We start from the raw sequence: 19,624 nt of genomic DNA, 5'->3' as shown, positions 1-19,624 counted from the left end.
GTGCACCGGACGAAGGTGGGCACGGGGAAGGGCGCTCCCGGCACGGTGCTGGTGGCGAGCCATGAGGGAATCGAGGTGGCGTGTGGCGAGGGCTCGATCGTGCTGTTGGAGGTCCAGCCGGAGGGCAAGCGGGTGATGAGCGCCGCCGAGTTCCTCTCGGGCCGGAAGCTGGCACCGGGCAGCCAGCCGTTCTCGGCCCCGGTGGAGTGCAAGAACTGAGGCTGTTGGAGCGAGGAGAGGAGACGCGCGGATGACGATGAGACTGCTGGTGTTGCATGGGCCGAACCTGAACCTCCTGGGGGAGCGGGAAGGCACCGCGAGCGGGCGGCTCGAGGACCTCAACAGCGCGCTTCGCGCTCGGGCTGCCAGCCATGGCCTGGAGCTGAAGATCGTCCAGTCCAACCACGAGGGCGTGCTCATCGACACCCTTCAGGCCGAGCGACGCGGCATCGACGGCGTGGTGGTGAACCCCGCCGGCCTGTTCGGCTCGTACGCGCTGAAGGACGCCCTGGAGGCCGTGGGCGTGCCCGCCGTCGAGGTTCACCTGGATGGTGCCCGCGCCAAGCAGTCCGTGGTGAAGGAGGCGTGCGCGGCACAGCTATCCGGCAAGGGCTTCGACTCCTACCTCCAGGCGATCGATCGCTTCGCCCGGGGAGATTTCACCTCCGGCCGTGAGCGCGGCAAGGCCGCGGCGCCTGGGAAGGCGAAGACGATCGGCCGCAAGGCGGAGGCCTTCGAGCCCGATGCCGGCGCACCCGTCTCCGTGAAGGCGCTGGTGAGCAGAGGGGACGGAGTGACCGTCACCCCTGTGAAGGCGCTGGCGCGCACCGCGGATGCGGGGGGCCCCGTCAAGACGCTGGGCCGCAAGACGCAGGCGGCGGACAAGCCCGCGAAGGGGGAGAAGGAGAAGACGCTCGGGCGTGGCTCGAAGGGGACACCGGGCGCGGATCTGCTCACCCGGGCGCTGGTGCGGCAGAAGATCGCGGATCGGCTCGCTGGGAAGCTCACCCCGGGAGCGCTGGCCACCTGGGCCCGCGCGCAGTTCCTGGAGGTCCAGCGCGGAGCCCCCGCCGAGAGCGGCTACCGGGACATGCTCGAGGACAGCCTGCAGATGCTCACGCTCTCCACCCTTCCCGCGAGCCGCCTCTCGGATGAGCAGCTCGTGGACCTGATGACCCAGCTCGAAGGATGAACGCACGCACCCTCGCCATCCAGGTGCTCTCGCGCGTGCGCGCCACCGACGCGTACCTCAACGTCGTCCTCGACACGATGCTGTCCGAGTCGCCGCTGAAGGACCCTCGTGACACGGCGCTCGCCACGGAGCTGGCCTACGGCGCCACGCGGCGACAGCTCGCGCTGGACCATGCCATCACCCGCTTCGCGGACCGGAAGCTGGACTCGATGGAGGATCGGGTGCTGGCCGCCCTGCGCATCGGGGCCTATCAGATCTTCCACACCCGAGTGCCCGCGCGGGCGGCCGTGGCCGAGACGGTGCAGGCGCTCAAGGATCTGGGCGTGGCGCGTGCGGCGGGCTTCGTCAACGCCATCCTGCGCAAGCTGGCGGAGCTGCCGGGCCCGCCGCTGCCGCCGGAGAGCAACGTCGCCGAGTACCTCTCCATCCGCGAGAGCCACCCCCGGTGGCTGGTAGAGCGGTGGCTGCGCCACTTCGGCCGGGAGCGCGCCGAGGCGATGCTCGTGGCGGACAACCAGACACCGCCCATCGTGATTCGCGCCAACAGCTCGAAGGTGACGCGAGAGGCGCTCCTGGCGCAGTTTCGCGAGGTGGGGCTGGAGGCACAACCCACGGCGGTGTCCCCGGTGGGCATCACCCTGCCTCCGGTGGGACGGCTGGAGGACGTGTACGGCTACAGCGAGGGGCTCTGGCAGGTGCAGGACGAGGCGGCGCAGCTGGTGGGCGTGTACGGCGCGTTGCCGGAGACGGCGCGCGTGCTGGATGCCTGCGCCGCGCCGGGCGGCAAGGCGTGTCACCTGGCGGAGTCGCACGAGGTGGTGGCCACGGACCTGCACGCCAACAAGCTGCCGAAGATCGAAGCCGAGGCGAAGCGGCTGGGCCTCACCGGGAGGCTGCGCGCGGTGGCGCATGACGCGACGGTGCCGCTGCCGGAGGACCTGGGCGAGTTCCACGCGGTGCTGGTGGACGCGCCGTGCTCTGGGCTGGGCACGCTGAGGCGGCACCCGGAGCTGCGCTACCGGCGCAAGGAGGAGGACATCGGCCGGCTGGCCTCGCTCCAGCGCCGCATCCTGGAGAACTGCCAGGAGGAGGTGCCGCCCGGAGGGCTGCTGGTCTACGCCGTGTGCACCACCGAGCCCCAGGAGGGACAGGACCAGGTGGAGATGTTCCTGCGCAGCCACCCGGAGTGGACGGCGGAGCCTCCGCTGCTGCCGGGAGTGAAGCTGCCCCTGGCCCAGGCCTCGCTGCGCTCGCTGCCGGGGCCCGAGGGGTGGGATGGCTTCTTCGCCGCCCGCTTGCGTAAGCTGTACTGAAGAGGGAGGCCCACGGATGCACAGGAGGAGACGCCTGCTCGGTCGAGCCATGCTGCTCGCGCTGACGCTGCTGGCACTGCCCGCGGCGGCGCAGGGGAAGAAGCCCCCGGCGAGCGCCTACGTCCCAGCCCCCGCGGATCAGATCCCCGGGTACTCGGCGAAGGCGATGCCCTGCGAGATCAACCAGGAGCTCATCCCTCCGCGCGTCACCTGCGAGGGCGATCTGCTGGAGGACAAGTCGCTGCGCGAGCTGGCCATCCTGCGCAACACCATCTTCGCCCGCTACGGCTGGTCCGGCTTCCGCAAGGCGTGGCTGCTGGAGCACTTCCAGAAGCAGCCCTGGTTCAAGCCGAACCCGAACTTCTCCTACAAGCTGCTGTCGGACGCGGACCGCAAGAACGTGCACTTCATCGCCGTGCGCGAGCAGTCCTTCACCGAGCGCGAGCTGCGGCTGATGCAGGACACCCTCTACGCGCGCGCGGGCAAGGTGTTCAACGACGTCTACGAGTGGGAGCTGAAGGACGGCACCAAGGTCCGCTCCTGTGAGGAGCCCAAGCAGCCGCTGACCGAGGAGGGCTGCACCGGCTCGCAGTGCGAGGGCACGGAGTCCCGGGACTGCCAGTTCCGCCAGGAGAAGTGGTACCGGCCGGACCCGAAGTTCAGCGAGGACAAGCTCTCGGCCGAGGCGCGCATCGAGCTGGGCCTGATCAGCCGTGCGCTGGGCAGCTTCGCCAGCGACACCGGGAAGCTGGAGAAGGGCTCGCAGGCGTCGCTGGACCGGATCCTCTCGGTCCAGGAACTGCGCCAGCTGTCGCTGAGAGATCTGCGGCTGCTGCGCAACACCCTCTACGCGCGGCGGGGCCGGCCCTTCAAATCGAAGATCCTCCAGGCGCACTTCAAGGCGATGAGCTGGTACCACGAGGACGCGGCGTACACGGACGCGCGCCTGACGGAGAACGACAAGCGCAACATCGCGCTGATCCGCTCAGTGGAGGACGAGTTCGGCGGCCCGCTCAAGGACGAAGACTGGCTGATAGATCCCGCCACCGACGCGGCCTGATAAGGCCGCAGCCGCCCCGGGTGGGTGGCAGAGAGCAGAAAAGAAGAGACTCCAGGTGGTTGGCGGCTTCTGGCTGGGAGTGTGTCAAGTCCGCTGAGAGCGTAGTGCGCACATGTGCCTACTTCGCGCGAAGCCCCCGTCCGCGATACTTATGGGGCAATGCGTGTCGGTCTGAGGACAGTGGTGGCTGTGATGGGGATGGGGCTGGCCTCTGGCTGTGCCGAGGTGGACCTATCGGGGTACGAGGTGCCCGCCCCGGTGGAGACGAAGGTGGAGCTTCCTCCTCCGCCCATTGCCTCCTTCGTGCCTCCGGTGGTGCACAATGGCCTGCGCGACGACATGCGCGTGGCGCTGACGTTCGACGCGTGTCCGACGACGTCCGAGTACGACGAGCGCATCACCAAGGTGCTCCAGGAGACGCGCACCCCGGCGACGATCTTCCTCAGCGGCTCCTGGGTGAAGCACAGCCCGCAGACCGTGCTCGAGCTGGCGCACAACCCGCTCTTCGAGCTGGGCAATCACTCGTACACGCACAAGCACATGACGGAGCTCAAGCCGTCGGAGGCCCTGGCGGAGCTGCTCCACACGCAGGCGGAGATCTACAACCTCACCGGGCAGATCCCCGAGTACTTCCGCCCGCCCTTCGGCGAGTTCGACACCCGCCTCGCATCCGAGGTGGGCAAGGCCGGGCTCACCGCCATCGAGTTCGACGTGGCGTCGGGCGATCCGGACGACCACGCCACGAAGGAGCGGCTGGTGCCCTGGGTGCTCAAGCTGGCCAGGCCCGGCAGCATCATCGTGATGCACATCAACCACAAACAGTTCCACACGGCCGAGGCGCTCCCGGACATCATCCAGGGCCTGCGCAAGCGAGGCTATGAGCTGGTGACCGTGGGGCAGCTGTTGAAGGAGCGCCCGCCTCCGCTCTGCAATGATCCGCGGCAGGTCAGCCCGCTGCAGGACGCGGTTTCCAGTATATCCGTTCCGTGACGCCCTGGGCCGCGAAGTCCGGCAGCCGGCCGGCCTCGCGGTACCCGTAACGCTCGTAGAAGCGGTGCGCGCCCGCGTTGAAGTCCGAGGCGAGCAGGAACCAGCCGCCCGGAGGATCGCCGCTGCCGCGCTCGTAGCCTCGGAGCAGCTCCGCGCCGACTCCTTGGCCCTGGAGCCCTTCCTTCACCGCGAGCGTGCGCAGGTAGGCCCCCGTTCCAAACGCCCCGCGAGCGATGAACCAGCACACGCCCACCGGCGCTCCCTCCAGCTCCGCCAGCAGCAGCCCTTCGCCTCGTTGGAGCGCGGACTCGAAGCGCTGGGTGAGCGCCGAGGCGGTGAGCTGATAGGCCCGGAAGAGCGGCAGGGGCGCGAGCGCGGTGCCCAGGGCGGAGAGATCTTCAGGCGTGGCGGGGCGGATGCGTGGCACGGGAGCCTCCATCCCTGGCAGGCTCGCCCGGGCCGCGCCCCGACGCAATGAGCATGCGGCGGAGCGTTTTCTCAAGAGGACTGAGACGGGGAGTTTTCGCCCGGGGAGGGCATGGCCTGACGCTCCTCCTCCCGTGAGGATTGGGTGAGGGGCAAGGAGAGGACGAAGGTGGCGCCCTGGCCCGGGGTGCTCTCCACGGAGATGTGGCCTCCGTGGGCCTCGATGATGAGCCGGCTGATGTACAGCCCCAGCCCCACTCCCTCCAAGCGCTTGCCCTCGTGCGTGCGGTAGTACTTGGTGAAGAGCCGCGCGGCCTCCTCGGGGTGCAGCCCCTGGCCCTGATCCTTCACGGAGATGCGCACCTGGCCGCCCTCCTGCTCCAGCCGCACCACCACCGGGGCCTCCGGAGCGCTGTACTTCAGGGCGTTGGTGAGCAGGTTCACCAGCACCCGCTCCAGCCGTGGTGCGTCCGCGGGGAGCCACGGCACCGGAGTGGCCACCTCCAGGCGCAGGCGCTCGCGCGCGTCCGGCGGCACGCTGCGCTCGATCACCTCCTCGAGGAAGCGGCTCATGTCCAACGGTTCGCGGTGCAGCTCCACCTGCCCCGACTCCAGCCGCGAGCCCTCCAGCAGCTCCTCCACCATGCCGCTCATCCGCCGCGCGTTTCGCAGCAGCGCCTCTGCCGCGCCCACCTCCCTCTCGAGCCTCTTCTCCCGCAGCGAGCGCAGCAGGAGCTGGCCGCGCAGGGTGATGTTCTGCAGCGGGGTGCGCAGATCATGGGAGATGAGCCCCACGTACTCCTCACGCAGCCGCCCCAGCTCCTCGTGGGCCGAGGCGTCCTGGACACAGACGATCACGCCGCGGACTTCGCCCTGGGGCCCACGCAACGGCGCCGCTGACGAGAGCACGGGGAGCGGCCCCTGCGCGCGGTCGATGACATATCTCTCTGGGGCCACCTCATGGCCTTCCAGCGCTCGCGTGGAGGGGAGATCCGCGAAGCGGACCGGCTGTCCATCCGGGTGCCGGATCCGCCTAAGGTACTGCTGGCGTGCAAGCTCCAGGTTCGTGGGCACGCCCAGCATCTGCCGGAGGGTGGAGTTGATGCGCACCTCATCCGTCGTGGGGTCCACGAAGAGGATGCCCACGGGAGCGTGATCCACCACGGTCTGGAGCAAGGCGCGCTCTCGCTCGGCCTCGGCGCGGGCAGCCCTCAGCCCTGCCACGTACCGCTCGCGCTCCGTCACATCCCGGAGCATGGCGGTGACGGTCTCTCCCTCGGGAGCGGTGAAGGGGCTCAAGGTTACGTCCACGGGGAGCTCGGCTCCGCTCTTGGGGCGGGCCAGCAGGGTGACTCCCCCGGTATTGCGCTCAACCGTGAGCGGGGCGCGGGAGGCCTCACGCGGGAGGCGGTGCGTCTCTCGCAGCAGCCCCGGGACGAGCTGCTCCACCTCCTGGCCGATCAGCTCCTCGCGCGGGTAGCCGAGCAGGTGCTCCGCCTGGGCGTTCGCGAAGCGCACGTGGCCGGTGCTGTCCACGGTGAGGACGGCATCCGGGGCCGTCTCCAGCAGCCCGCGGAAGCGCTCCTCCGAGGCCTGGAGCGAGGCACTGGCCTGGCGGCGCTCGGCGTCAATGCGGTTGAGCGCGTGGGCGGACAGGAAGACGATCCCCATGCCCCCCAGGCTCATCACCGTGGAGAAGAGCGCGGCCTGCGTGGGCAGGGTGAAGAAGTTCCCCCGGTGGAGCAGCTCCAGCGCCACTCCCACCAGGGTGGGGCCGAGGATGCTCACCGGCACCAGCCGCCGCGCGAGGAAGCCGCCGAGCGTGTCCCGGGTGAGCTGTCCCATCAGCCCCTGCGCCGGCCGCGCGCAGACAATCCCCATCCCGAGCAGCATGAGCAGGAGCGAGGTGTGCAGCTCCATCCCCTCGCGCAGCGCCATGCCGGAGCTGTCCGCGAGCCGCAGCACCCCATGGAGCTTGCCGTTGAACTCGAACAAGGCGACGAGCAGCGCCAGGATGACGGGCGTATCCATCCGCCACGCGGGGAAGGGCGCCGGGTGCCCGAGCAGCAACTGCGCGGCCCCGAGCAGCACGAAGCACCAAGCGGTGCTGGGGGCCGACAGGGGGAGCGACTCCCGGGGAGCCCAGCCCGTCCACTGGAAGAGCCCGTCCTGAAAGCTCAGGCCCGTCAGGTGGGACTCCTGGAGCAGGGTGAGCAGCCCGATCAGGATCAGCGCCCCAGCGCAGGCCTTACCCACCCCTCGCCGGGTTCGTGTGGAGGCGCTCGGGTGGAGCAGGCCCAGGGCCACGCCCCCCAGGATGAGACCCACGGCGGTATTGGGAGCCATCGCGGACAGCCCAGGCACCAGCGACTTCAGGGCGGGGACATTCCACGCCCAGCCGATCAGGACGAGCAGTCCCACCAGCGGGTTGGCAACCGTCGCGCCCCCGGCCAGGAAATGGGCAGACGCAGCCCCACGGAGCTGTGAAGGATTGGTCATGGTGCGTCCCCCCGGAACGCAAGGCATTACAGGCGCACCTTCGGGCCAACGCCTTAGGGGGGTCAAGCGGAAATGCGATGAATGCGGGAATTTCAGATTTTGGGGCCATTGATGGTCAACTCGCAGGGGGAGTGGGATAACCCCGCCTATGCCCGTCCGTTCCATAGCGCTGCGTCGCGCTCTCGTCCTGGGTCTGGCTCTGGCCCTGCCGCTGCTCGGGTGTGCCGCCCAGCAGCCTGTCGCGAAGGAGGAAGCCGCTGGGGCCTCCTCGCCTGCCACCTCGAGCAAGCCCCAGTGGGGCATCGTCATCCACGGAGGCGCGGGCGTCATCCGCCGGGAGACGCTCTCGCCCGAGAAGGAGGCCGCCTACCGCGCCAAGCTCACCGAGGCGCTCCAGGCCGGGCACGCCATCCTCGCGCAGGGAGGCTCCAGCCTCGACGCGGTGAGCGCCGCCATCCGCATCATGGAGGACTCGCCGCTCTTCAACGCCGGCAAGGGCGCCGTCTTCAACCATGACGGGCAGAACGAGCTGGACGCGGCCATCATGGACGGCAAGACGCTCCGGGCGGGCGCCGTCGCCGGGGTCCGCCATGTGAAGAACCCCATCACGCTGGCGCGCAAGGTGATGGAGAGCTCCCCGCACGTGATGATGGTGGGGGATGGCGCCGAGGCCTTCGCCAAGGAGCAGGGCATCGAGCTGGTGCCGGCCGAGTACTTCCGCACCGAGGAGCGCTGGCAGCAGCTCCAGAAGGCGCTGGAGCAGGAGAAGGCCTCACCGCCCGGCCAGCCCTCTTCCTCGCTCATGCCGAGCCGGGATCCGGCCACCGGCGGGGACAAGTTCGGCACCGTGGGCGCGGTGGCGCTGGATCAGTCAGGGAACCTGGCGGCGGCCACCTCCACGGGAGGCATGACGAACAAGCGCTATGGCCGCGTCGGGGACTCGCCCCTCATCGGCGCCGGCACCTACGCCAGCCCGCGCTGCGCCATCTCCGCCACCGGGCACGGCGAGTTCTTCATCCGCTACACCGTGGCCCACGACATCTGCGCCCGCATGGAGTACCTGAAGCTGCCGCTGCAGGAGGCCGCCCGCTGGGTGGTGATGGACGAGCTGGTGAAGGCCGGAGGCGAGGGCGGCGTCATCGCCATGGATGCGCAGGGCCATGTGGCCATGCCCTTCAACTCCTCCGGCATGTACCGCGGCTACATGGGCGAGGACGGCACGCCCCACGTGGCCATCTTCCAGGAGTGAGCGGCTCCTGGCGCCGGGCGGTGGCTACTCCTCCAGGGCCGCCGCCTGCTTGAAGGCGTCGAGCACCGCCGCGGAGGCCCGGTCCAGGTACTTGCCCTTGCGGATGAGCAGGCCGATGGGACGCGACACGGGCCCCTCGGCGAACGGCTTCACCACGACCGAGCCCACGGCCACCTCGGCGTGGCAGGTGGACAGCGGGAGGATGGCCACCCCGAGCCCCATCTCCACCGCGCGCTTGATGGTCTCCACGTTGTCCATCTCCATCACCGGGTTGAGATCCAGGTTCTTCTCGCGGAAGAGCCGGTCCAGCGCCTTGCGCGTGGGCGCCTCGCGATCGAAGGCGATGAAGGGCACGCCGGACAGGGCCGTGAGGCTCACCTTCGCCTTGCCGGCGAACGGGTGGTTGGGCGCGCAGACGACCGCCAGCTTGTCATCGCGGAACGGGAGGATGTCCACGCCCGCGCGCGGCTGAGGGTAGGCGACGATGCCGATCTCCGCCGCTCCGAGGATGACGTCGTCGTACACCTGATCATTGCGCCGGTAGTTCAGGCGCATGTTCACCTTGGGGTGCGTCTTCAGCAGCTGCTTCTGCACGCTCTGCAGCTCGTGCAGGCCCACCGAGTAGATGGTGGACACCGTGGAGGTGCCCTGCACCTCGGTGGACTGCTCGCGGATCTCCGACTCCACCTCGGCGAAGCGCGCGAGGATCTCCTTGCAGCCGCGGAACAGCCGCTCGCCCGCGGGCGTGGGCGTCACCTGGCGGGCGCTGCGCGACAGCAGCTTCTGCTCGTAGCGGTTCTCCAGGGCGCGGATCTGCTGGCTCACCGCCGACTGCGTCACATGGTTGAGCTGCGCGGCGCGGGAGAACGAGCCCGTCTCCACCACGTCACAGAACATCTTCAGGGATTCAAGCTGCATAAGTGCGCCTCCTATACTGAAGGCCATGCATAAGGCTAGGGGTAATTAGCTGGCCTTACGCCTGTGCGCCATGGTGCTTGCCCGCCAGGAGGCTCCAGGGCCGAGGGGGCAGGGTGGGCGGAGGAAGGAGCAGGCGCTGGCGAGAGCCGCTCAGGGCTGCTGGGGCGGAGCCGGCTTCGAGAAGAGGTAGGGGCGCAGCACGACGTAGAGGGACAGCGCGAGCGCGATGAGGGCTCCGCCGCAGAGCGTCTGCACGCGGCCGACGTGGATCATCGCCTCGGAGCTCAGCTCACACTCGTTCTTGGTGAGGCCCGCGCAGTCGAACGGGACGTAGAGCCCGCGCAGGCCCAGGGCCGCCAGCCAGAACCCGCCCACCACCATGCCCACGGCGAGCCCGAAGAAGGCGGCGCGGCCGACAGAGGCGAGAGGGGAGCGGGAGGGCTGGCCCGAGCTGTCCGGAGCGGAGCTCATACCCCTGGAGCTATCACCGTGCGGGCACGAGCGCCACAACCTGCGTATGCTCTGGCGCCATGCGAATCCTCTACGGTGTCGTTGGCGAGGGCATGGGACATGCGACGCGCTCGCGGGTGCTCCTCGAGGAGCTGACGAAGGAGCACGAGGTCCACATCGTCGTCTCCGGGCGGGCGCGGGACTACCTGTCCAAGCGCTTCCAGAACGTGCACGGCATCTGGGGCTACACCCTGGCCTATGAAGGCAACTCGGTGAGCAAGTGGCAGACGCTGCTGCAGAACCTGCAGGGCGCGGTGACGGGCTGGCCGCAGAACATCCGCCAGTACTTCGAGCTGGTGGAGAAGTTCCAGCCGGACGTCGTCGTCAGCGACTTCGAGTCCTTCAGCTACATGTTCGGCAAGCTCCACCGGCTGCCGGTGATCAGCGTGGACAACATGCAGATCATCAACCGGTGCAAGCACGAGCCGGAGCTGCTGGCCGGGTGGGAGGACGCCTACGAGGGCACGCGCACCATCGTGAAGGCGAAGCTGCCGGGGGCCTTCCACTACATCATCACCACGTTCTTCTACCCGCCGGTGCGCAAGGAGCGCACCACGCTGGCGCCCTCCATCCTCCGGCCCGAAATCCTGGAGGCGAAGTCCGAGCCGGGCGAGCACCTGCTGGTGTACCAGACGTCCACGACGAACACGGAGCTGCCCAACATCCTCAAGCAGAGCGGGCTGCCGTGCCGGATTTATGGCCTGCGCCGGGACATCACCGGGGACGTGGTGGACGGCAACCTGATGTACCGGCCCTTCAGCGAGAAGGGCTTCATCGATGACCTGCGCACGGCGCGGGCGGTGGTGGCCGGCGGCGGCTACACGCTGATGAGCGAGGCGGTGTACCTGCACAAGCCCATGCTCTCCATCCCGGTAGAGGGGCAGTTCGAGCAGGTGATCAACGCGCTGTACCTGGAGAAGCTCGGGTACGGGATGTACACGAAGCAGCTCACGATGGAGGCGCTCCAGGAGTTCCTCTCGCGCGTGCCGGCGTGCCAGGAGTCGCTCAAGGGCTACGTGCAGGAGGGCAACACGCAGATCCTCGCCGCGCTGCGCGAGCAGCTCGCGCGCGCCTACGAGCACCGGGGCCACTGGCGAGCGGAGATGTCGGAGCGGGACTGAGCCGCTTCGCACTTTGCAGGGCCCGCATGCTCGGGCAGCACCCGGGCAGCGGCGGGCTCTGCCTCGCGCATGCGCGGCATGCCTCGGGGCTTCCCTGCTTGCTCCTACTGGCCGTCGTCCCCAGGGTTACCGAACGGGACTCGAATCCGGGGAGGAAGCCATGGCGAAGGAATCAAAGCTGCAAGAGGGCTACGGAGGCACGAGCGAGCAGCGCCAGCGTCACCTTCAAGGCGACAACTTCTCGGAGCGCGCCCCTCGCGAGCCCGAGGAGCTGGACGCCGTGCGGAGCTCTCCGGACAAGGATGGGCACGTGGTGACAGTGCACCCGCTCGAGTCGGAGGAGGACAGCAAGCGCGGCAAGTGATGGCGCCGCCTCACTTGAAGAGCTTGGAGAACAGCCACAGCAGGGCGGACTCGGTGGCGGTGTCATCCAGCGTGCCGCCCGCCAGCCCGTACCGGCCCCGGCCCACGTCGGGCATGGCACTGGGGCGGGCCTTCGTCAGCTCGGCTGTGTAGGGAGCTGCTCCCTCGGGAGCACAGCTTCCGCAATAGAACCGCTCCTCCCAGACGAAGGCGTGCTCGGGCTTGAGCTTGCGCTCGCACGCGGCGCAGCGAGCGGGCGTGTCGGGCTGGACCTTGGGACGCAGGTCCAGCCCCTCGTCTCGATAGGCCGCGGCTGCCTCGTGGAGCTGCTGCAACTCGCCCGCATCCAGCCCCACGCCGCTGCACCCGGCGCAGACATCCACCTTGATCCCGAGCGCCTCCAGGACAGGCAGCGGAGCGGTGCCGCACCGCGGGCACGTGGGCGCAATGAGGCCACACTCGGGACAGCTCGGCACGAACCGGAGCTGCGCCTCACAGCCCTTGCAGACGCCCGGCTGGTTCTTTGCTCTGCGCAGCAGCGCATCCGAGACGGAGCCTCCCATCACCTTCGTCAGCGACTCGCCTTCGATCCACACGGCACCGCACGCGGTGCACTCCTCGCGCGGCAGCCCCTCGAGGAAGGTGGCGCGCATCCGCTCTTGGCAGAAAGGACAGGCACTCATGGAAAAGAGAGTAGCACTCAAGGCCACTTCTCCAGACAGCCGGAGTCAGAGTTGATTGACTGTTCAGCCTCTGACTCCCACGATCGGGGGCATGGCTCAAACTCCCTCTCGATCTTCGTTCTCAAGGCTGATCCTCCTCTCGCTCTTCATGACGCTCGTGGGCTGCGTGGGAGATCCCCCCGATGGGCCCCATCTCGATCCGGGTGGCGGCAACACGGATGGCGGCACGAATGGAGGCGACGGCGGCACCACCCTCGCGTGCGGCAACCGGACGATTCAGGCCGGCGAGGCCTGTGACGACGGCAACACGGTGAGCGGCGACGGCTGCGCGGCGGACTGCAAGGCGATCGAGGCCGGTTGGTTCTGTGACATCGCGGGCACGCCCTGCGTGCGCAACGCGTGTGGCGATGGCCGCGTCGGCACGGGCGAGACGTGCGACGACCACAACACCACCTCCAACGATGGGTGCAACTCCTCGTGCACCGTGGAGGCTGGCTGGAACTGCCCCACCAGCGGAGGCCGCTGCACCGCCGCGAGGTGCGGTGACGGCATCGTCGCGGGCGACGAGGAGTGCGAGGACAACAACGCCACGCCCACCAGCGGGGATGGGTGCAGCGCCACCTGCCGCCTGGAGCGCGGCTACAAGTGCCCCGTGCCGGGGCAGGCCTGCGTCCCCACCGTCTGCGGTGACAAGGTGGTGGAGGGGACCGAGCAGTGCGACGACGGCAACAACGACATGGGAGATGGGTGCTCGCCGCTGTGCACCCGCGAGCCCCAGTGCTCCAACGGCACCTGCACGGCGGTGTGCGGAGACGGGCTGATCCTCCCGGGTGACACCACCGAGGAGTGCGATGACGGCAACCTGCGCTCCGGGGATGGGTGCTCGTCCGACTGCAAGTTCGAGCCCGGCTTCCAGTGCCAGACTATCGAGGAGCAGCCGCCGGCCACCGTCGACATCCCAGTGGTGTACCGGGACTTCGTGGGAGTGGGCTGCAAGACGCCGAGCGGCACCATTGCCGAGCACCAGGACTTCAACAACAAGAACGGGGCGGAGACGGGCATCGTCGCCAACCTGCTCGGCACGGACGGCAAGCCGGTGTACGCGGTGACGAACGTCGCGAACAGCACCACCCACGGCAAGACGGCCTTTGATCAATGGTACCGGGACACGACGAACGTGAACAAGACCCTGGTGTCCACGCTGACGCTGAATCGGCAGGCGAACGGCTCGTACCTGTTCGACAACCCGAACTTCTTCCCGCTCGATGGGAAGGGCTGGGTGGCCGCGGGGCAGGAGAATCCGCAGACCACCCCCCCCCACAACTTCAGCTTCACCAGCGAGGCGCGCTACTGGTTCGAGTACAAGGGCACCGAGGTGCTCGCGTTCCGCGGTGACGACGACGTGTGGGTCTTCGTCAACGGGCACCTGGCCGTGGATCTCGGCGGCGTCCACTCGGCGATGAGCCAGACTCTTACGCTCTCGGGGCGCTCGGATCTGGGCCTCACGGTGGGCAAGGTCTATGAGGCCGTCGTCTTCCAGGCGGAACGCCACACGACGGCGTCCTCGTACCAGCTCACCCTCACCAACTTCGTTACCCGCCGCACCGAGTGCAAGAACACCTGCGGAGACGGCATCGTCCAGCCGCCCGAGCAGTGCGACAACGGCACGAACACCGGCGGCTACGGCCAGTGCGCGCCGGGCTGCATCCTCGGTCCCCGTTGCGGTGACGGCGTGCTCCAGCAGGAGAACGGCGAGGACTGCGACGACGGCAACACCAACAACAACGACGCCTGCAGCAACACCTGCCAGGTGATCTTCGGCTGAGGCCAGCCCGAGGTGGCGCGGGAGCTGCCGCGCCACCTTGCCTGAGGTGAAGTCCGGGGCCGCGAGGGCTACAGCGTGGCGAGCACCTCGCGGGCCTGGGCCGGCCGCATGGGCCGGTTGTAGACGGCGGAGCCCGGCTGCTGCCGCTTCCCACCCACGGCCAGCGAGCCGGTGTCCACGGGCGCGAAGCCGATCTGTTCGATGAGCTGGGACACGGTTTGCTTGGCCCCGGCGTCGTCTCCGGCGAGGAACAGCACCAGCCGCTCCTCGAGCGGAGTTCCCGGCTTGCAGTCCTGCCCGAGCGTCTTGAACCACATGGTGTTGAACGCCTTCACCACCCGCGTGCCGGGCAGGTGCCGGGCGACGAACTCGCTCGTGGACTTGCCCTGGAAGTCAATCTCTCCATCGCGCTGCGGGTAGTAGTTCATCGCGTCGATGACGATCTTCCCGGAGAGCTGGGCGCGCGGCAGCTGCTCATAGGCCTTGAGGGGGACCGCGACGAGCACCACCTCGCCGAAGGCCGCGGCGTCCTCCACGCTCGTGGCGCGCGCTTGCGGTCCGAGCTCGCGGACTTTGTCCTTCAGGGACTCCGGACCGCGCGAGTTGCTGAGGGCCACCTCGTGGCCTGCCTTGATGAAGAGGCGCGCGGCCGTCTCGCCAATGTACCCCGAGCCGATGATCCCGATCTTCATGACACTCCCTCCTGGGTTGCTACCAGCCATAACCCAGGGGAGGGTGGCTCGGCAGCGTTTTCCCAGCGGAGCGCCTCAGTGGAGGGGAGCCTCCGTCTCGTTGTTGCGCTCGGCGGCCCGGCGTGACAGCTCCGTCAGCCACGAGCGAGTCAGCGGTGTCTCGCTCTGCTTGCCCGTGAAGCGCTCGGGGTGGCCGTCCTGAGGCAGCCAGCGATTCACGAACGCCAGCATCGACGCCGTCAGGTTCGGCGCGAAGGCACGGGCCACGGCCCCGAGCTTCGCCGGCAGTCCCACCAGCACCTCCGCGTCACCGCGGCGGGCCGCCTCGATGATCTTCCGCGCCGCCCGCTCCGCGTTCATCGAGAAGCCCGGCAGCGAGTCGCTCACGTAGAACCACGCATATTCCTTCTCGTGGTCGCCCTTGAAGGTGGCGTTGCGCGGGCTGCCCGTGCGCATCAGCCCCGGGCACACCGTCGTCACCAGGATGCCATCCTGCGCCAGCTCCGCCCGCATGCCGTCGGACAGGCCCACCAGCGCGAACTTGCTCGCGCTGTAGGGCACCATGTGCGGCACGCCCAGCTTCCCTCCGATGGAGGAGATGTTGATGATGCGCCCCTCGCCGCGCCGCTTCATCTCCGGCAGCACCGCCAGCGTCGTATAGAGCGGCCCCCACAGGTGCGTGGCGATGGACTCCTCGAAGTCCTCCAGCGTCATCGACTCGAGCGGGCCCGTCTGGATGACGCCGGCGTTGTTCACCAGCACGTCCACCGCGCCGAAGCGCTCATGCAGCGCGGAGATCAACGCCTCCACCTGCACCGGGTCCGTCACGTCACACGGCACCGCGAGCACCTCTCCGCCCAGGCGCTCCAGCTCCACCCGCGCCCGATCGAGCGTCGCCTCGTCCCGGGCGCAGATGGCCACTCGCGCCCCCTCCTTCAGGAAGGCCCGCGCGAGCACCAGGCCGAGCCCCCGCGAGCCGCCGGTGATGAGCACCGTCTTGTCCCGGAAGTTCATGCGCGGGCGCAGCAAGGCGCGCAGGCCCAGCGCCGCGCCGACACCGGCTGCGACCACCGTGCCCAGGGTGAGACGGGGGTTCTGCTTCATGTGTCGCTCTGCCATGGCTCGGGCTCCGTGAGGGTGTCTGGGGCTGCGGCGCGCGGCGCGGCTCAGGGGGCGAACGCTCCCGTGGTCGCCTCGGGCCCGGTGAGGCGCTCGAGGAGCCTGCGCACGTCCTGCATCTGCTCGAGGCGGGTGGCCTGCATCCGGAGGATGCCCTGGGTGTCGAAGACCAGGTAGCCCGGGTGCGAGTCCACGCCGTACGCCTGCGCCATGGAGCCATCATCCACCGCGATGGGGTGGTGCAGCCCATGCCGGCGCGCGAACTCCTCCACGGCGTTGGTGTCCCGCAGCTCGGACTCCGAATGCGTCACGTCCACGCCGATGACGACCAGTCCTCGCGGGATGTACTCGCGGATCCAACCCTGGACCTGATCGAGCTGGTCCACGCAGGACTCGCAGTCCATGGACCAGAAGTGCAGCAGGACCGGGCGGCCGTGCAGCTGCGAGACGTGAACGGGGGAGTTGATCCAGCCCCCGTCTGGATCCAGCAGCGTGAGGGGGACGTAATGCTCATCATCTAAAGCCATGGGAACGCTCCGCGAAAAGACGTTGGACCGGCCGTGACTCAAGCTATGCATCGGGGGCCGGTGTCCCCCACGCCGGTTCCAGGCCGGGCTCGCCTGCCTGAGTGGAGGGGGGAGGAGGCGCCCGCGGCAGCCGAGCAGGCGCCGGAGGCCAAGGCGTGCGCATCCCCGACTTCAAGCTGGAGCGGTACTTCGCGCGGTGGGAGTTCTCCGCGCCCTACCTGCTGTGCACCTCGGACATCGAAGGCTGGCGCATGGCGGAGCTGCTGGCGCTGGCGGACCCGGAGGCTCGGGCCCGGTGGGAGTCCCTGACGCTCGGCTACACCGAGTCCACGGGCCTGCCAGCCCTACGCGAGGCCATCGCGGACCTCTACCCGGGGCTGTCGGCCGAGCAGGTGCTGACGTTCGCCGGGGCCGAGGAGGCGGTGTTCGTCCTGATGAACGTGCTGCTGGGGCCGGGGGAGCACGCGGTGGTGACGTGGCCGGGCTACCAGTCCTTGTATGAGGTGGCGCGTGCCACGGGAGCGGAGGTGACGCTGCTGCCGCTGCGCGAGGAGGACGGCTGGGCGTTGGATCTGGACGCGGTGCGACGAGCGCTGCGGCCGAACACCCGGCTGCTGGTGGTGAACTTTCCGCACAACCCCACGGGTGCGTTGCCGGAGCCCGCCATGTTCGAGGCGCTGTGCGCGCTGGCCGAGGAGCGCGGGGTGTACTTGTTGTCCGATGAGGTGTACCGGCTGCTGGAGCACGCGCCGGCGCGGACGCTGCCTGCGGCGGTGGAGCGCACTTCTCGCGGCGTCAGCCTGGGGGTGATGTCCAAGGCGTTTGGGCTCGCGGGCCTGCGAGTGGGCTGGCTGGCGAGCCGGGACGCGGAGCTGCTGCGCCGGTGCGCGGCGTACAAGGACTACACCACCATCTGCAACAGCGCCCCGAGCGAGGTGCTCGCGCTCATCGCCCTGCGTGCCCGGGAGCAGGTGCTGGCGCGCAGCCGGGCCATCCTGGAGGACAACCTGAAGCGGCTGGATGCGTTCTTCGCGCGCCACGCGGACACGTTCCGCTGGGTGCGGCCTCGCGCGGGGAGCGTGGCCTTTCCGCGCCTGCTGCGGGACATGCCGGTGGCCGACTTCTGCCAGGCATTGGTGGAGCGCGAAGGTGTGCTGCTGCTGCCGGGCAATGTGTATGACTTTCCGGGCAACCACTTTCGAATGGGGCTGGGGCGCACCCAGCTTTCGGAGGCCCTCGCGCGGCTGGAGCGCTTCTGCGAGGCGACGTTCCGCTGAGCCTTCCGGCGCGGGTGGAGGGCTATCCTATTTTAAGCGTACTTTCATATCCTCCACCGTCTCGTTGGAGCGCCCCATGAAGGTGTCGAGCAGGCGTTGCTCGACCCCCTCCTCTTCCCAAACAGCGGCGCGCTCAAGCCCGACGCACTCTTGCGGTTCCGCACTTCTCTCATTGCCGGCAGTGTCGAAGATCATGCAGTCGCGGAAGTTTCCGATGTCCTGCATGAACTGAACGATGGGTTGAGAAAACTGCTCCTCCAATTTCATCCACCCGATGAGCTCCCACCTCCGCTCTTCCAGGTGGCGGACAGAAATCTTGAAGAGGATGGGCTGGGAGGCGATGCGCTCCAGGTCGGAATCCGGAGTCTCGGTTCTGTAATTGTAATAGGCGTCGTGCGGCAGCTTTAGCACCCGGCCATAGCCAAAGGAGCCGTCGGCGAGAGGAATTCTTAAGAACGAGCCCGGCCTGTAGAGTCGCGGCATTTCTAGTATCCTGTGTACGAGTGAAGCTCGCCCCACATCTCCGTGGCGGCATCGTGGAACTGTCGGCCTCGCGGATTGTCTTTCGCCACGCCGCGGACGGTATTCTCAGATTGATAGGGCTCTCCGGTGTCAGAGCGAGCGCCCCCCAGGGAATCAATCAATTGCTGCTCTCTTCCGCGAATCCGCCAATACGCGACATCATTGTATCTCTGGTTGTAGTCAATGGCGCTCCCAACATCGAACCTATCCACTTGCGCATTGTCGAACCCAGCGCTCTTCGGTTCGATGTCCTCGTCCATGTGATGGTTTTTGTCTCGAATGAGAACGGCCGCTATCGCTTGAAGTGCGAGGGACTGAGTGAGATCGACGACCATGCTTGTCCGCCCCGCGTAGCGACGGCGGGTAACCTTATTGAACTTCGTGTAGGTGACGTAGAGGCGCCCCAGCCGCTTCTTGTCACTCTTGTAGGGCTTCGACTCGGGCGCCGCGCCAGGGGGAGCCTGGGGCGGGTATTGACCTTGGACCCAGCCCTTCACATCCCCGAAGTGCGTGCCGTAGTACTCGTCAGCGATGTCGATGGGAGTCTTCTCCCCATCCGCGGCCGCACTGGCGGTCAGGCACACCAGGAGGCCGCTGCCGACCGCCGCGACCACCGCACCTCCCACCACCACCACCTCTCCCGCCGCGCCGCCAGCCCCGGCCTCCGCACCCGGGCCGCCTTCTGGCACGAGCCGGAGCACGCCGCGGGGGACTCCATCCCCCAGGCTCTCGCCCGACAGCCCCTCCAGCGAAGGTACCGAGCGTGGAGCGAGTGGAGCCACGGGCGAAGCCCCCGCCGCTGCGGCCACCAGCACCACGTGCATACCCTCGCGAGCGGAAGCACCCGTTTCGTTCCGGGCACTGGCCTCACCGCCACGGCGCGGGACATAGACACAGCGCTGGGGCTGCTCCGGGGTATCACGGATGCTGGGAGCCGTGCCGCTACACCCCACCAGCACCATGCACAGCAGCACCACCCACCCACGCGACACGCAGCGCCTCCAGGCGTTGGCTCCTGCCAATAAGAGTTCGAACCTACAAGCAGGCTGTGCGTTCATGTCAACGCGGAATCCTGAGGCGTAGACCCACGGAGATCTCATCGGTGAGCCCTTCGTAGTGCCTCAGCGGGCATTGAGCAGGAATGAACATGACGCGCCGAGTCGCGCCTCCTGATAAGCCCGTTCTCCAAGGTTCTCGCCTTTTCTGGAATTGGGGCCGTAGAGTGCGCCCGCTCCGTCGCCTGGGTCGCGTCCAGGCAGGAGTCTGTCTCTCGCAAACCCCCGAGCCGGAGGCGCTCAATCAATATGAAGACGCTGCTCAGCGCAGTCCTTGTCGCTG

19 protein-coding genes and 1 pseudogene are annotated in these 19,624 nt (G+C 68.4%); 10 read left to right on the top strand and 10 right to left on the bottom strand.

Annotation, left to right across the window (positions count from 1 at the left end; genetic code table 11):
• From ACJ8AT_RS22800 to ACJ8AT_RS22780, 5 genes and pseudogenes are all read left to right on the top strand, one after another.
• Positions 1-219, top strand: a pseudogene (locus ACJ8AT_RS22800) (methionyl-tRNA formyltransferase); the annotation flags it as partial.
• Between the two features lie 31 nt (positions 220-250).
• Complete coding sequence (locus ACJ8AT_RS22795) at positions 251-1,192, top strand: type II 3-dehydroquinate dehydratase (protein WP_407739919.1); 942 nt, start codon at positions 251-253, stop codon at positions 1,190-1,192.
• On the top strand, positions 1,189-2,505 hold the full coding sequence (rsmB, locus tag ACJ8AT_RS22790) for a 16S rRNA (cytosine(967)-C(5))-methyltransferase RsmB (protein ID WP_407739918.1): 1,317 nt from the start codon (positions 1,189-1,191) through the stop codon (positions 2,503-2,505). The genes ACJ8AT_RS22795 and rsmB overlap by 4 nt, the downstream gene beginning before the upstream one ends.
• Positions 2,506-2,521: 16 nt before the next feature.
• Positions 2,522-3,565, top strand: a complete 1,044-nt coding sequence (locus ACJ8AT_RS22785) for a YARHG domain-containing protein (RefSeq protein ID WP_407739917.1) — start codon at positions 2,522-2,524, stop codon at positions 3,563-3,565.
• Positions 3,566-3,757: 192 nt separating this feature from the next.
• Positions 3,758-4,555, top strand: coding sequence for a polysaccharide deacetylase family protein (locus tag ACJ8AT_RS22780; protein WP_407739920.1), 798 nt, complete (start codon positions 3,758-3,760; stop codon positions 4,553-4,555).
• On the opposite strand, the gene ACJ8AT_RS22775 is transcribed toward ACJ8AT_RS22780, so the two are convergent.
• Both ACJ8AT_RS22775 and ACJ8AT_RS22770 read right to left on the bottom strand, forming a co-directional pair.
• Complete coding sequence (locus ACJ8AT_RS22775; RefSeq protein ID WP_407739916.1) at positions 4,512-4,982, bottom strand: N-acetyltransferase family protein; 471 nt, start codon at positions 4,980-4,982, stop codon at positions 4,512-4,514. The genes ACJ8AT_RS22780 and ACJ8AT_RS22775 overlap by 44 nt on opposite strands.
• Before the next feature lie 71 nt (positions 4,983-5,053).
• The gene (locus ACJ8AT_RS22770) at positions 5,054-7,480 is read right to left on the bottom strand and encodes an ATP-binding protein (RefSeq protein WP_407739915.1); all 2,427 of its coding nucleotides are present in this window, start codon (positions 7,478-7,480) and stop codon (positions 5,054-5,056) included.
• Positions 7,481-7,628: 148 nt separating this feature from the next.
• Here ACJ8AT_RS22770 and ACJ8AT_RS22765 point away from each other — a divergent pair, with 148 nt between their 5' ends.
• Complete coding sequence (locus tag ACJ8AT_RS22765) at positions 7,629-8,729, top strand: isoaspartyl peptidase/L-asparaginase family protein (protein WP_407739914.1); 1,101 nt, start codon at positions 7,629-7,631, stop codon at positions 8,727-8,729.
• Between the two features lie 24 nt (positions 8,730-8,753).
• Here ACJ8AT_RS22765 and ACJ8AT_RS22760 read toward each other — a convergent pair whose 3' ends face one another.
• Both ACJ8AT_RS22760 and ACJ8AT_RS22755 read right to left on the bottom strand, forming a co-directional pair.
• A complete protein-coding gene (locus ACJ8AT_RS22760) occupies positions 8,754-9,647 on the bottom strand; it encodes a LysR family transcriptional regulator (RefSeq protein ID WP_407739913.1) in 894 nt (297 codons plus the stop codon).
• 150 nt (positions 9,648-9,797) lie between these two features.
• Positions 9,798-10,118 carry a hypothetical protein gene (locus ACJ8AT_RS22755; RefSeq protein ID WP_407739912.1) on the bottom strand — a complete coding sequence of 107 codons (321 nt, stop codon included), beginning with the start codon at positions 10,116-10,118 and terminating at the stop codon, positions 9,798-9,800.
• A 59-nt stretch (positions 10,119-10,177) separates the two neighbouring features.
• Between ACJ8AT_RS22755 and ACJ8AT_RS22750 the strand changes: the two genes are divergently transcribed.
• Both ACJ8AT_RS22750 and ACJ8AT_RS22745 read left to right on the top strand, forming a co-directional pair.
• Positions 10,178-11,278: an MJ1255/VC2487 family glycosyltransferase gene (locus ACJ8AT_RS22750; RefSeq protein WP_407739911.1), complete on the top strand. Its 1,101-nt coding sequence runs from the start codon at positions 10,178-10,180 to the stop codon at positions 11,276-11,278.
• Positions 11,279-11,438: 160 nt separating this feature from the next.
• The gene (locus ACJ8AT_RS22745) at positions 11,439-11,642 is read left to right on the top strand and encodes a hypothetical protein (RefSeq protein ID WP_407739910.1); all 204 of its coding nucleotides are present in this window, start codon (positions 11,439-11,441) and stop codon (positions 11,640-11,642) included.
• 10 nt (positions 11,643-11,652) lie between these two features.
• Here the strand turns inward: ACJ8AT_RS22745 and ACJ8AT_RS22740 are convergent, their stop codons facing one another.
• Entirely contained in the window at positions 11,653-12,324 is a 672-nt protein-coding gene (locus tag ACJ8AT_RS22740; RefSeq protein WP_407739909.1) for a zf-TFIIB domain-containing protein, read from the bottom strand.
• 91 nt (positions 12,325-12,415) lie between these two features.
• Between ACJ8AT_RS22740 and ACJ8AT_RS22735 the strand changes: the two genes are divergently transcribed.
• The gene (locus ACJ8AT_RS22735) at positions 12,416-14,149 is read left to right on the top strand and encodes a DUF4215 domain-containing protein (protein WP_407739908.1); all 1,734 of its coding nucleotides are present in this window, start codon (positions 12,416-12,418) and stop codon (positions 14,147-14,149) included.
• Positions 14,150-14,217: 68 nt separating this feature from the next.
• Here the strand turns inward: ACJ8AT_RS22735 and ACJ8AT_RS22730 are convergent, their stop codons facing one another.
• The 3 genes from ACJ8AT_RS22730 to ACJ8AT_RS22720 all read right to left on the bottom strand — a co-directional run bounded on the left by ACJ8AT_RS22730 (position 14,218) and on the right by ACJ8AT_RS22720 (position 16,487).
• Positions 14,218-14,841 (bottom strand): NADPH-dependent F420 reductase, encoded by a 624-nt coding sequence (locus ACJ8AT_RS22730; RefSeq protein ID WP_407739907.1) that lies wholly within the window; start codon positions 14,839-14,841, stop codon positions 14,218-14,220.
• Positions 14,842-14,916: 75 nt separating this feature from the next.
• Positions 14,917-15,960, bottom strand: coding sequence for an SDR family NAD(P)-dependent oxidoreductase (locus ACJ8AT_RS22725; protein WP_407739906.1), 1,044 nt, complete (start codon positions 15,958-15,960; stop codon positions 14,917-14,919).
• A gap of 47 nt (positions 15,961-16,007) precedes the next feature.
• A complete protein-coding gene (locus ACJ8AT_RS22720) occupies positions 16,008-16,487 on the bottom strand; it encodes a TlpA disulfide reductase family protein (protein WP_407739905.1) in 480 nt (159 codons plus the stop codon).
• Between the two features lie 155 nt (positions 16,488-16,642).
• Between ACJ8AT_RS22720 and ACJ8AT_RS22715 the strand changes: the two genes are divergently transcribed.
• Positions 16,643-17,764, top strand: coding sequence for an aminotransferase class I/II-fold pyridoxal phosphate-dependent enzyme (locus ACJ8AT_RS22715; RefSeq protein WP_407739904.1), 1,122 nt, complete (start codon positions 16,643-16,645; stop codon positions 17,762-17,764).
• A 27-nt stretch (positions 17,765-17,791) separates the two neighbouring features.
• On the opposite strand, the gene ACJ8AT_RS22710 is transcribed toward ACJ8AT_RS22715, so the two are convergent.
• Both ACJ8AT_RS22710 and ACJ8AT_RS22705 read right to left on the bottom strand, forming a co-directional pair.
• On the bottom strand, positions 17,792-18,247 hold the full coding sequence (locus ACJ8AT_RS22710) for an immunity 26/phosphotriesterase HocA family protein (RefSeq protein ID WP_407739903.1): 456 nt from the start codon (positions 18,245-18,247) through the stop codon (positions 17,792-17,794).
• Between the two features lie 2 nt (positions 18,248-18,249).
• Positions 18,250-19,278, bottom strand: coding sequence for a hypothetical protein (locus ACJ8AT_RS22705; protein WP_407739902.1), 1,029 nt, complete (start codon positions 19,276-19,278; stop codon positions 18,250-18,252).
• Positions 19,279-19,624 lie beyond the last annotated feature (346 nt).

It is taken from the genome of Hyalangium sp. (assembly GCF_045802625.1).
In the GTDB taxonomy this organism is placed as follows: domain Bacteria; phylum Myxococcota; class Myxococcia; order Myxococcales; family Myxococcaceae; genus Hyalangium.
Note: the sequence above shows the minus strand (reverse complement) of the source record. Positions and strands in the feature narration are given on the sequence as shown.